Raw genomic sequence first — 13,690 nt, forward strand, 5'->3', positions numbered from 1 at the left:
AGAAATAACAACAGATAACGCATTTCCATATCTATCTGCAAAGATACCTGTGGGAAATTCAGTTAATAAAATCGTAGCGCCTGATACACCACTTAAATAGCCGATCTGCTCTAAGTTTAATCCGCGCGAGAGATAGAAAATAGTATTAATAGAAAGAGAAAGGGCAACGGCGAAATTGCCTGCACATCTAAATAGAAAATAGAATCTTTCATATTTGCTTCGGCTTTTGTCAAAGAGATACTGAACCATAATATCTGTCTAACAACCTTTGCATAAACCTTCTATCTCGCAGTTCTTGCAGGATTCAATATTATATGTTAAATTTTCTTTGATCATTGTTGTATTGACCACCTCTTAGATCCATCCACATAACATAAATAGAACCCTGTTTATATCTCACACGCGTTGAGGGTCTGCAGACTCCCTGATCATCATTTACCTGAACGCCGGGTCGAAAGGTCTGGGCACAGACAAATGTCAGGGTCAAACAAACAACAATCAACAATCTTCTCATCTTGAAGTTTTTAAAATAACTAGTAATTTCTTGGGGTTCGAAGTAGTGATAATAAGATTTAGTATTCGCTAACAAAAATGTATTCTTCTCGATCATCTTGGAGTTTTTCCTTACTATCTCATAACTGGGGTCGCTCGTAGAGAAGGCTGATACATATACAAAACCACCTTTCTTTACACCGTTTTTAATTTCCGTAATTATTGCTTTGATCTCACTTCTCTTAAAAAAATTGAGCACCCATGCACAAATAATAAGTATGTATCTCTCTTTAGAGATATGAATCTCCCTCAAGTCACACATTGTTGCTTTCACTTTAAGTTTCAATTTTTCTGCTTGCCTATCGCATTTTGAAACAGCAGTCTTAGAGACATCAATGCCCTCAACCGTGAAACCTAGTTTGGCCAGATAGAAAGCGTTGCGGCCTTCACCAATGCCCAGGTCTAATACTTTGCCTTTCGGAATAATATCCGCATATTGTTCCAGTGGAAGATCTGGTCTAAGTCCCCATGCTGCGCTCTTTTTTTTTGTAAATATCATTCCAAAATAATTTGGTTTTCATATTTGAGGATACATCTTATTAGAAAAATGTCAAGCAAAATCAAAAAATTGCGATTTAATCAATTGTTTTTTGCAAAGTTTTCGATACGGAATGCAATTTCTATAAAGTTCTCTGTGCTTTCCTTTTGCTATAATCCGGCCATTACTCAAAACAAATATCTTATCTGCGTTTCTGATAGTTGAAAACCGATGTGCAATTATAAAAGTTGTGCGGTTCTTTAATAAATTTTTTAATGCCTTTTGAATCAAATTTTCTGATTCTGAATCAAGCTGAGATGTCGCTTCATCTAAAATTAAAATTTTGGGGTCCTTCACTATCGCTCTTGCAATCGCTATCCGCTGACGCTCGCCCCCAGAAAGATTGACACCCCGCTCACCAACTTTGGTATCATAACCCTCAGGCAAATCTTTTATAAATACATCCGCATAGGCAAGTTTTGCCGCCTCTTCAATCTCACCATTTTTCGCCTCTGGATTACCAAATCTGATGTTCTCTCTTATCGTATCAGAAAACAAAAATGTCTCTTGAGAACATATCCCGATTTGCTTTCTTAATGATTTAAGATTTACCTCACTTATATCAACCCCATCAATCAAAATCCTGCCTTTGGTTGACTCAAAGAATTTTAGAATCAAAGAAACCAATGTAGTCTTACCAACACCGCTTCTTCCCACAATCGCCACTACCTCCCCGGGTCTTGCTCTAAAAGAAATATCTTTTAGAACCTCTTCAGCACCATTATAAGAAAAAGAAACTTTCTCAAACACAACTTCACCCTGTCTTATCTCTATATTCTTTTTTCCTTCTTTCTCGGGAGTTAAAGCTAAAATCTCAAAAATTCTTTGTACTGCAGCAAGCGAGCGCTGAACTCTCAAATTTAGATTATACAAATTTCTTGTGGGTCCAAATAGATAACCGATGAAAGAATTAAAAGCAATCAAACTACCAATAGTCAAATTCCCACGCATTATTTCAGCGCAACCATACCAGATAAGGACAATTGGTCCAGCCGAAGAAATTATAACCGAAGAGATTGAAGCAATCGTGGCGGTAATATCAAGTCTGACTTCTTTTCTAATTGCCTCTTTTATTCTACTTAACATTTTTATCGTCACCCTTTTTTCGCCTGTAAATGCCTTAATCACAGAAATTCCAGATAATAGTTCCTGTAAATCTTTACTCACTAAGGCATAACGTTCTCTTACATCGTAACTCATATTTCTAATTCGTCTGTTGAAAATCGTTAAAGATAATAGATAAAAAGGAAGAATTAAAAAACAAATAGCAGCCAGCTTTGGATGAATATAGATTGTGCAGGCAAAACCAGCAATAAAGGTGAGAATATTCTGAGCGGCAGAGACCAGAGTATCTGCAAGTAAACCTTGAACCGCATTCACATCATCGCTCAAACGGGACATCAAATAACCGGTCTCTTTTTTATGAAAAAAAGTGAGGGAAAGTTTCTGGATATGCTCAAAGAGTTTTAGTCTTATATCAAATAGAACCCGTCCGCGGAATGTGGTTAATAAAAAACTTTCTAAAAATATCGAGGCCGAGCGAATAAATAGAATACCAGTAATCACAAAACCGATAATATTGAGCAATTGAAAATTTTTGAGAATGATAACTTTATCAATCAAATAACGCGTTAAAAATGGCATTGGTAATTGCAAACCAACTGAGAGAAGCATAAAGCAAAATGCAAACAAACCCTTGCGCCAATAGGGTTTGAGAAATTTAAGGAATCTCATAATTGCTTTGTTATAGTCTAACATTTTATTGATGAAAATTGAGATATCATGTATCTAAAATTTTTATTCTAAACATACAATGGCATTAAAAATAGAAAAGATACTTCACTTTGAACATACCTATTTGACTTTGCAATTTTAACATCTTGTTCTCTTCGTCTCTCTTACGATGGTCATTCAAGGCAATATATAGCCAGCTTTTGGGTTTGAAATTGTAGGAAAAGAGAAAACCAAATCGATTGGTTAGGTAATCGGTTTTACCGAAATTTGTTCCCGGTGTAGTAAAGACAAACTCATTGAAGATAGCAAATTTGGCATCTTTCGAAATCCGAAATTCCATACGGGGTGTAACCACCGGTGTGATGGCAATAATTACTTTCTTATCATCCCATTCAACCCAAGTATTGCTTTCTGCTATCAGCGAAAACCGGGAAAAAAGATAGTATGCACACCAGAGATATCCTGAACCTTGATAGCCCAACCAGTTGCGTAAATAATTATAACCGTAATTATACCAGAGGCCTACACTTACATCATAAGTCTTTGAGTTTGTTCCCCATAGCCACAAATCAATATCCTTTGTATTATAATTAACCACTGTTTCATAAACTGAGCCGTATTTTGTTTTTATGTCTAATGTCCAATTATTACGAAAATAGCCGTTGAATTCAACATTCAATATTTTAGACCAATCCATCACCACGGGCTCTTTTCTATATTGAATTCCTAATCCACAATATAAATTTTGAATAAACCCTGAAGCAAATTCTCGGTATGGGCCAGTCGTAATTGAAATAGATTTACGTCCAATCCAGGGGACATAACCAATTTCCCTTACATCAAAGGAATCACCGATTATTTGAAAACCCATTTTAGTTAAAAAATTGCCTATATAACCATTGAAGCCACCAGTGAATGCAAGACCTACTTTTCCCTGATAATCACTTATCGCTGATTGAAAAAGCAATTGGCTTGACCTAAATCGGCAAGCAAAATCAGTGCCCAATGCATAATTGTATTGAGTTTCATTTATGTGCATCCCGCTTAAAAGCAAACCCAGAGCAGAATTTTCAAAAATTGTCCGTTTAATCCGCACCACACTAAACCATTTTTCTGACTCAGTTTCAAGCGAATCAGTAAGAACGCCTAAAAAACCAGTATTCCAGCGTGCTGTTTTACTCGTGAATTTTAATCCCCCGATAATTGGCACCGGTCTATCATTCAACGATTTTCCGACCAATCGGGAATAGAATATTTCAAGGGGTTGATAGAAACCAGCGCCATCATCGAAATTTGCCATTTTGAAAATATCACTTCCTTCAACAAAGAATGGGCGATTTTCTCTTAAATAGATAGGATATTGGGATAAATTTAAGGTATAAGGGTCAGATTCAATCTGGGCAAAGTCTGGATGTATGGTTATATTTATTGCTGATTGTGATGTTAAGTCCCATTTTAGATTAAGACTAAATTGGGGTAGAAATTCTTTATCCACCCCGTAATAATTTTCATACCTGAAAATGCCTTCTGGATAAAATTCTAAATAATGACCCGAAGATTTAGGATTTATTCCTTGGAGAATACCGAATTTGGAAACTCGTAAGCCCTCTCTTTGAGAAGGCACGACCCAAAAGTCGGTTTCTTGATTGATAGGAATAAATCTTCTAAAATTTGCACCCCACTCTGAAACTCTTTTGTCATAGCGGATTGATTTAAAAGGAATTTTGATTTCTACCTCATAGCGATCAGCGTAGCATCTTACTGCTGAATACCAAACTCCATCCCAAGAAAAATCAAACTGCCTGCCATCGTCAAGAATAATACCATCTTCTTTTATACCACTCGCAGTTATTCTGAAAAAATAGGCTGTTGTTTTGTTATTAAAAGTATCAAGGTATAAACAAAGCCAATCCTCACCGCCCATCAGATGTGCTTCTGGCTTGCGATTTTTGGTGTAACAACGGAATGCTGTATAAAAATTATCCTTGTCATACATTAAATAAACGACTGTTTTTTCTGATGTTTCTTTATTCTCATAAGGGAGATATTGGGCAAAATTATGGATAGAATCTGCCGTTAGCCATATTGCTTCAATAACCCCATCAATTATCGGTGGAGTTATTACATATCGCACCTTAGGCGATTTGTTTACCAATATTAAGGTCAATAACAGAAAATACATAAAAACTATTTGTCCACTTTCCTCAATTTCTTCACTAACTTATTTTTCCAGATGCAATAATAACCACAAATGACTACCACGGTTTAGACTTCCGATTGTTGACTTGTTGTATCATGTATTTGATGACTCTTGTATCTTGGAGAAACTTTCATAAGAAGAACTCAGAATTATCCGCTTTAAATATCTACTACTCCATATACCCTTAACTTTTTGTATCCACGGAACCTCACCAGAAGTTGAAAAGAAATGACTCTGTAGCCATTTTCCTGTCCTTTGACTTAAAAAGGGTATCCCCATTTTCTGTAATTTTCTTTCAATTTTTGCTTTTAAATCCTCTGCCAAAATATAATTGTATAGATAAATTGGATGGCTACAGAAAATAATATCCGCTAGCCAGGTACTGTGCGAACTTTTATCAATTCCCAAATATTTACGAGCTATTGTATTATACATATTTTCCGCTCTTTCTGGTCCAAATTGATATAGATTGATTTCAAAAATGGCATCAACAGCTTGACGTCTTAACCATACTCTTCTTTTTTGCGCAAAATATCGATATATAGTTCTCAAAATCTGTTCCTTAATATTAGAACTATGGAGACTACACAAAATGTCTTTGTCCAGTACCAAATAACCAATAAATTCTGCTGTCCCCTCTTTAATAAATGATGGCTCACTAATGATATCTATATAAGATACGCTTTTTTTTACCAGAACATTCTGAAGTGCATGGGCTATTTCATGGGCAAGGATGATATAGGTGTTTAAGTCGGGTGCTCTTTGCGGATTTAATAAAATGATAGATTTTCTGTCGAAAATGAAATTAAAACAGAGTCCTCCATAGGGAATCTTATGATATTTAATCTCTATTGGCATCTTTTGCAACCGCCAGCCCAATTTTTGAAAAAAAAGATTTAGAAAACTACTCGGTTCTAAATCAACTGTAATATTTGCTGTTAAATTGTTTGAAAAAGAAAACAAATATTCTATGTCCCAAGGTGCGATATCCGGGAGGTTAATTTTGCGGCGCATTTCATTCAGATTTCTAAAATATTCATTATTAGTTCTACCAAGTAGTTGCAAACACAAGTTTACGACTCCCTTTTTCTGTAATTTATTCAAGTTTAATATGAGTTCAGCATAATCACCAAAACCCCAGCGCTGAGCTTCTTTGTTTCGTCTCTTAACCAACTCGGTAAAAGGGCCTGACAAGAGTTTAACTAACGGCAAAATTGAGCTCCAAACTTCTTTCCGTGCTTTCCGTGAAGATGACTTTTCTAAAATTTCTTGCCGCTCAGCATAACCTATTGTTTGCTTTGACCAATATTGTAATACATTCTCTTCCATTTCTTTTCTTAACTTCATGACAGAATCACTGTTTTCAATTTGACTTATTATTGCCTCACGCAACCAATAATGGAATTTTTCTTCTTTTATTTCTACTTGAGATCTGTCTTTCAAATAGTATAATACTTCTAATAATATTTTTGCCCTCATTCTTTCCAAGAATTCACCTTTGTAGGTCCCAATCATAATCTTTTGAAAATGGTACTCAGCTAATCGCTTGTCTATTTCTGCTAAATTTCTTTCGAAATCAATTAACTTCAAATTTTCGCTCCGTTTATTTGTTTGATAAAAATTAGTCCCTTAGTATATAATAAGTTAAGAAATTTGTATACAAGTTTTTTTGCGATTGTTTTTGAAGTATTCATTTCTTTGGCAAACTTATCTATTAAGTTATCCACATTAATCCAGCTACCTAAGTCGGTCAATATAGTATTTAATTCCCCAGCTAAACGAATGAGTTTTTCTGTTTTAGGATCAAAAATGTAAATTTTGTACCATTTAGTAAAATCTTCTGTTTTATTTGGGGAAGTCGGGCGAACAACCATTGACATATCGGGTAATCCGTTTCTTTTAATCTCTCTTTCAGGATAAGTAAAAGTATGAAAAATTAATCCTTCTTTCCACTTACAAAACGAGAATTTTGCAATATTGATTTGTTTTTTTGTTCCTGTATCTATGTTTGTTTGAAAATTTCCTTTTATTGTAGTTAATGCCATTAACATATAAATAGAAGCCCCGTGAAATGTTGGCATTCGATAATAATACCGATAATGATTAAAACTTTTAAAACTATCCTCTAATTGACTTGCAAAATCAGCAAGTAATTGTGTCGTAATATCTCTGCGATGTTTTATTTCTATACCTGGAAATAGAATGATATCCGCTTTATTTTTCATAAAATACTGTTGAACTTCTTCTGCCAGTCCGAATTTTGAGGGATCTTTCCAGATTGGAGAATTTAAAGCTAGCACAAATTCAGTTATGAAAAAAGATGTAATATTTCTCTTTTGTTGTTTTAAAAAATTTAATGTCTGCATAAAATCATACGTCGTTTCAGTGGGGAAGTTGTTTATCACATAAATATGTACAAAAATTCCTAATTCTTTGCATCGCCGTAATATATTTCTTGCAGCGTTCAAATCAATACCTTTACACATTAATTTAAGTATCCTGGGTGAGGCCGACTCAAGCCCAAACTGGATTTGGTATAATCCACTGCTCTTAAGTTTTTTTAAAATATTTCTAGATAAACTTTTCTCAAATCTAAACATTCCTGTCCATAAAAAACCCTGATCAGTGATTTTGTTAGCAAGTAAGTCTGCCCATCTTGGTGAGATGCAGGAAGATATAAGATGGAATAGATTAGTATCATATTTTTGTGCAAGATAACTCATATCTGCAGCTATTTTTGATGGTGATTTTTCGCGATAAGGGCCAAAATAATTGTTGTTATACGAACAAAAGGTGCATTTGTTCCAATAACAACCAATCGCTACTGGTAACCCAATCACTAATCGAGGCGAAAGGTATAATTTAAGAGGCAGCCCATCATAGTCTGGAGGTGGTAAAAAATTAGGGTCTTCATAATAGAATGGCTTATTGCATACATAACTCTTATTTTTTTTCCAAAAGAGATTGCGGCAGTTGTACCATGACTTACATCCTGAGAGGGAATCACATAAATCATCCAAAGCCTGTTCGCCCTCATAAAAAATAATACCGTCAATGTAATTCAACAAAGACTTGAGTTTAAAGCACTCTTTGGCAAAGAGAGACAAAAATGGTCCGCCGAACACAATAAAGATGTTTTTATTTCGCTCACGGATAAATTCACTTAATAAAAGGGCGAATGTAAGCTGCACAATACTGACTATGGATATACCTATTATTTGTGGATTGGTGGCTATTATCTGTTCAACTCTTGCCCTTAGGAAAGATGTAATTTCGCCGGGGAATCGTTTATATACGTTAATCACTTGCCCTAGAGTTTCTACAGCCGGATTAAACAGATAGTAATCTTTTCCCACATAACTAGGGTAAAGGAATGCAACGGTTATAATATTAAATCCACGGTTAATACACCGCCAGGCCCAATCAACTTTTATTATATATTCTTTAAGTTTATTTCTATCAGGGAGGACCCGCAATATCCCCTTTGCATCTTCAATATCTTTTGCTACATATTTTCCACATACTATTATCTCTTCCATTTTTGCAAGAAGCCTTGCGGTGGTGAGATCTAAAAATTTTGCACTGCTTAATTCCTTGTAACGACTGTGAATATGCTCAACTGCTTTTTCCAAAAATTCTGTTGTTAATAAATAGTTGAATAGCTCTATATTAAGATCATATTGAAACACTTTATGACCTTTCTTTCGCAAGAAAGCTGTAAGACAAGGTAAACTTGGATAGGGAGATTCTATGTCCCAATGCGGTGGGAAAATCAATGAGATCTTCATTTTAACCAGGCCACCACCTCATAAATTTCTGCATGATTTCATTTTTAATTCTTAGATCCTTATGTTCGTATGTATAAAAAGAAGAGAATAATTGCGGATATTGTAAAATTAAGTCAACCAATTGATAATTATATTTACCTATGGGTTTTATTGAAACATTAGGATTTGTTTCCATTATTGTGCGATCAGTGCACAATTTTTTGCCGAATTTTTTGTACAAAGGAGAACCACGACAAGATGATAATAAGGCAATTCTTTCTTGACACCCGAGAAGCCGGAAAAAAATAGTCAAGAAGAGAGTTTTATAAAACTGATTGATATTTTCAAAGGGAAAACCCCAGATAAATGATACCGTCGGGTTAAGTTGTGCCTCTAATGTATCATAAACTACCGCAACAGATTGTTCTACTGTAACATTTGATTTGATTTGTGATAAAACAGAATTATCCCCGCTTTCAATCCCATAAAATATTCCTTCGCATCCATATTCTTTCATCTTTTTCAATAAAGGAAGACTTATTGCATCAACTCGAGCCAAACAATTCCAGGTCAGTTTAATATTTCTTTTACCTAATTCATTACAGATTGAATGCACGCGATTTCTGTCCAAGACAAAATTATCGTCATCGAAGCTTATTTTTTCAATATGATGTTCTCTGTATAGATATTCTAGTATTTCACCGACCTTTGTCACAGAATAGCGGTAAACATTTTGACCCCAAATATTCCCAACTTCACAAAAAGCACATCTAAAGGGACAACCTCTTGTGGTCATAAAGGAAAAACTATTGTATCTATGTAAATCAACTTTTGAAAAAGCAGGCAAAGGGAGGGTGTTTAAATCTTTTATCCGGGGACGCGGAGGATTGGAAATAATTTCACCTGTTCGTGCCCGGTAGACTATACCCTTAATATTACTAAAGTCACGGCTTTTACCTTCAACTATTTGTTTTACTAATTCAACTATCGTTTCTTCTCCTTCCCCTCGCACAACTACATCAATAAAACTGAAAGTCTTCAAGAGCTCTTCAGCCACCGGAGTAGGACCGGGACCACCTAGAATTATTGTTATATGAGGATATATTTTTTTAACCCCATCAGCTGCTAAACACGCGAAAGGCAACATATCATTTAAACAACTAATTCCAAGCCATTGAAGGTTAGGTTCCACCAGGGCAACGATATTCGCCGGATCAAAAGGGTTTCTTTTAGCATAAAACTGATAATCATAAAATTTTGTAAATAATCTATTTTTTTCAAGAACAGCAAGTAAGGATAAACATCCCATAGGTAGTGGATGCAGTGGTCTGCTTGTTTTACGATTAGGAATAAATAGGTTAATCAATGTTCCAGTGTTATGTTTCATATAATACTTACGGTTTATTCATACTTTTTTATTCATCTTCAATCTCTTTAATTTGTTACATAATCGCAAATTTTGCTTTATCGTGTTTTCTTCCGGCGTGATTTTCTGAGCCTCTAATAACCATTTTTCACCTTCCGTAATTCTTCCAATTTTTAAATAAGCGACAGCTATATTATTCATAACTTTTACATCTTCCGGCCTCCGTTTAACTACTTCCTTGAAGTATTCTATCGCCCTTTCCCAATCACTCAAGGCTAACGCCGCACGGCCTAGTTCCTGATATATGAAAGCTATTTGCTCAGAAGGTTCGGCTTCTCCACAACAATACTTTTTTAATAGCCTTTTATAATAAATTAAAGCCTTGTGCCATTCGTGCTGATCACTTAATATTCTTCCCTTTTGAAACTCAGCAGCAAAGAATGACGGGTCTAAACTTATGACTTCATTAAACTCCTGCATAGCTTTAACATATTTTCCTATTTTGCGATGTATAACACCAAGAAAATAATAAATCATAGGAGAATGTAGTTTTTTTCTGAGGGCTTTGATAAACTTATCCCTAGCTAAATATAAATTTTCCTCAATAATAAGATTTAAAATGCCACACGTGCCCTCAAACACTGATTGATATTTCAGTCGTTTTTTATCTAACAGTTTATTTTCAACCAGCAAATTTCTTAGTTCTTCATTAGTCTTAATAAAACGCGAGTATTTTGTTGCCATAGAATATTTTTCCCTGAGAATTGTTTAAAACAAGCGGGTTCTGCCTCTGAAATTATGTGGCAAAAACCCGCTTGTTAATCTAACCAACCCTTCTGCAAGGGTTATGCTCATTGTTGCCGATGTTATCGGCTATTTCGTCTTCCAAATCTTCGACAACAAGCAAAGAGAGCAGTTTTTGTAGTTCCTTAGAAGGGTCTTTTTTAGTTTTAGTATTATCTTTCATATTACCCCCAAATGCTTAATGAGTTCCTTTTGTTTCTTAAGTAATCCATAGCAACCCGGCCCCCGAGTAGTACGACCTTTTTGAAGGACCCTTCTCGCTATGGGTTGGAAACTCCGCACCGAGAGGATGCGGCCAACCCACAAGGGGTCAGGACCGGAACCACACGCACCCGAATTTAATACCACCAAATATCACGACCCCTTTGCCTAACTATACTTGCAATTTTTGTGCCAGAATTTTGTCCTGAAATTTCAAGACTTTTTTCTGGGTTTGTGACATTTTTGTCAGTGGTTTTGACATAAAATGTCAAAACCCCAAAAATCAGCCGATTTTGAACAAAGATTTTTAAAATCTCCCGAAATCACAGGGATTATTTCAATCTGCTGCTCTTAGAAGTACACCAGATATTTCACCTTAACCGCACCTACCTGATTCTGTAATCTAAGACTGCCATTCTGAGCTGTGCGATAGTCATTTAAGGCAATGTAGAGCCAGGACTTGGGTTTGAAGTTGTAAGTAAAGAGAAAGCCAAACCGATTGGTCAAAAATTCTGTCTTGCCAAAATCTGTGCCTGGTGTGGTCAAGACAAACTCATTGAAGATTCCAAAACTCATCCTGGGTGTAATCGTAAGATCTATCATCGGTGTTGCCATGGGCCAGACGGCAATGATAGTATTGGTCGTATCCCACTCAACCCAGAAGTTTGAATTCACTTCTAATGAAACCCGGGGTATAATTTGATAAACAAAGCCACACCAGCTTAAAACCTGATAACCTAAAAAGTTATTTTTGTAGTTATAGGCATATTCTAAATTACCACCCAACCAGAGATGAAGACGTAAAGTGCTGCGCCAGAATGAAAGACTCGCTGCCCGTTTAACGTAATTAAAACCCTCTTCATAATAAGGGCCCAGTTTTATCTCCGAACTGATTCCCCAATTCTGACGAAAACTTGAAGTAATCGTAAACAGAGCGAGTTTTGACCAATTCTCTGCATCACCTGCTTCCTGGTTTAAAATAAAACCCGCCCCATACCACAAACTTCTCAAGGCACCTTCTTTATATAGTTTTAAAGGACCAGTGAATAATTGGAGCTTTTTACGACCCGCCCAGGGCACATACCCAATATCCTGCACGTCAAAAGAATCCTGAACCACCTCACAACTGGCCATAGTTCTGAATCCTCTGACAACTCCGCGGAAGCCGGTAGAAGTCGCCCACCCCATTTTACCACTTTGATCACTGACTGCCCCCTGCATAATTAGTTGATTAGCACCAACACGATATACACCATCCAGTCCCAGGGCATAGTTATAATTCTGAAAATCGGCTCTGACCCCGCTGAAAAGCATACCCAAATGAGAATTGTCCAAAACCTTCATCATTATTCTGGTTACACCAAAAAACCGCTTCGGTTCAACCACGGGATTGTCATTAACAATATAATGAAGTGAATCCGTATAAGCACAAAGCAGACCATAATTGAATTTTTTGATTCGCCCGGTTAACTTAAGACCACCAATAATCGGCACTGGTTGGTCATCAGCCAATGACTTCCCTATTCTCCGTGAATAAAAAATATTTAAAGGCGAATAGAACTGGCCATTTTTACCAAAATCTGACAACCGAAAAATCTCTTTACCTTCAATGAAAAACGGGCGACGTTCACTTAAATAAGTTTCGTATCTTGATAAGTTTAAAGTAAACGGATCAGATTCAATTTGTGCAAAATCCGGGTATAATGTGCTGGTAAGAGTGGTCTGCGGGGTAATATCCCATTTTAAATTCAAACTGGCACGAGGCGTGAACTCACTTGCCTCTCCTGATTTTTTATCATAACGCACAAAACCTTCTGGGAAAAGTTCAAAATAATATCCCTTTACCTGAGGCAATATGCCTTTTAAAAGACCGTATTTTGATACCAGATTACCTTCGGCTTGTGAAAACTCAACCCAGTAATTCCACTCCTGCCGAGCAGCAATATAACGCTGAAAATTTATTCCCCATCCAGGTACATTCTCTTTGTAGCGAATCGAACAAAAAGGAATCTTGATTTCTACTTCATAACGGTCATCATAAGCCTTTACTGCACAATACCACACACCATCCCAGGAATCATCCACACTTCTGCCGTCATCAAGCACCAAACCGTCCCAGTAACAACCGCTCGCTGAGACGCCAAAATAATAAGCCGTGGTTCTGCTGTAAAAAGGGTCAAGAAATAACATCACCTGATCCTCATGGCAGCCTAACTCTCTGGTCAAACGGTAATTCTTTGTCCAGCAGCGAAATGCGACATAGAGATTATCTCTATCCTGCAGAAGATAAACCTTTGTTTCATCACCAGGATCAGTTCCTTCATACGGCATATATTGAACAAAGCCATAAGCCGAATCCGCTTTCTGCCAGGTCTTTTCAATATACCCATCAATTACTGGAGAGGTATCCGTAAAACGGACTGAGATATACTTTTGATTAATGTTCCAGAAAATAAGTAATATTAAAAAGCTCATTTTATCTTCCGTTTGTATTGAAACATATTAACAAATCTTTCTTGCTCAACAGT

The 13,690-nt window shown here is 36.1% G+C and carries 8 protein-coding genes; all 8 read right to left on the bottom strand.

Annotated features, from left to right (window positions below; genetic code table 11):
- Positions 1-310: 310 nt before the first annotated feature.
- Positions 311-1,051 carry a methyltransferase domain-containing protein gene (locus tag ENI34_08010; GenBank protein ID HEC79066.1) on the bottom strand — a complete coding sequence of 247 codons (741 nt, stop codon included), beginning with the start codon at positions 1,049-1,051 and terminating at the stop codon, positions 311-313.
- A 51-nt stretch (positions 1,052-1,102) separates the two neighbouring features.
- Positions 1,103-2,848 carry an ABC transporter ATP-binding protein gene (locus tag ENI34_08015; GenBank protein ID HEC79067.1) on the bottom strand — a complete coding sequence of 582 codons (1,746 nt, stop codon included), beginning with the start codon at positions 2,846-2,848 and terminating at the stop codon, positions 1,103-1,105.
- A 61-nt stretch (positions 2,849-2,909) separates the two neighbouring features.
- Positions 2,910-4,958 (bottom strand): hypothetical protein, encoded by a 2,049-nt coding sequence (locus ENI34_08020; protein HEC79068.1) that lies wholly within the window; start codon positions 4,956-4,958, stop codon positions 2,910-2,912.
- A 159-nt stretch (positions 4,959-5,117) separates the two neighbouring features.
- Complete coding sequence (locus ENI34_08025) at positions 5,118-6,614, bottom strand: hypothetical protein (protein ID HEC79069.1); 1,497 nt, start codon at positions 6,612-6,614, stop codon at positions 5,118-5,120.
- Entirely contained in the window at positions 6,611-8,812 is a 2,202-nt protein-coding gene (locus ENI34_08030) for a radical SAM protein (protein HEC79070.1), read from the bottom strand. The genes ENI34_08025 and ENI34_08030 overlap by 4 nt, the downstream gene beginning before the upstream one ends.
- A gap of 1 nt (position 8,813) precedes the next feature.
- Positions 8,814-10,178 (bottom strand): radical SAM protein, encoded by a 1,365-nt coding sequence (locus tag ENI34_08035; GenBank protein HEC79071.1) that lies wholly within the window; start codon positions 10,176-10,178, stop codon positions 8,814-8,816.
- Between the two features lie 18 nt (positions 10,179-10,196).
- The gene (locus ENI34_08040; protein HEC79072.1) at positions 10,197-10,901 is read right to left on the bottom strand and encodes a tetratricopeptide repeat protein; all 705 of its coding nucleotides are present in this window, start codon (positions 10,899-10,901) and stop codon (positions 10,197-10,199) included.
- Positions 10,902-11,513: 612 nt separating this feature from the next.
- On the bottom strand, positions 11,514-13,637 hold the full coding sequence (locus tag ENI34_08045; GenBank protein ID HEC79073.1) for a hypothetical protein: 2,124 nt from the start codon (positions 13,635-13,637) through the stop codon (positions 11,514-11,516).
- Positions 13,638-13,690: the final 53 nt, after the last annotated feature.

It is taken from the genome of candidate division WOR-3 bacterium (genome assembly GCA_011052815.1).
In the GTDB taxonomy this organism is placed as follows: Bacteria; Hydrothermota; Tepidihabitantia; order SM23-42; family SM23-42; genus DRIG01.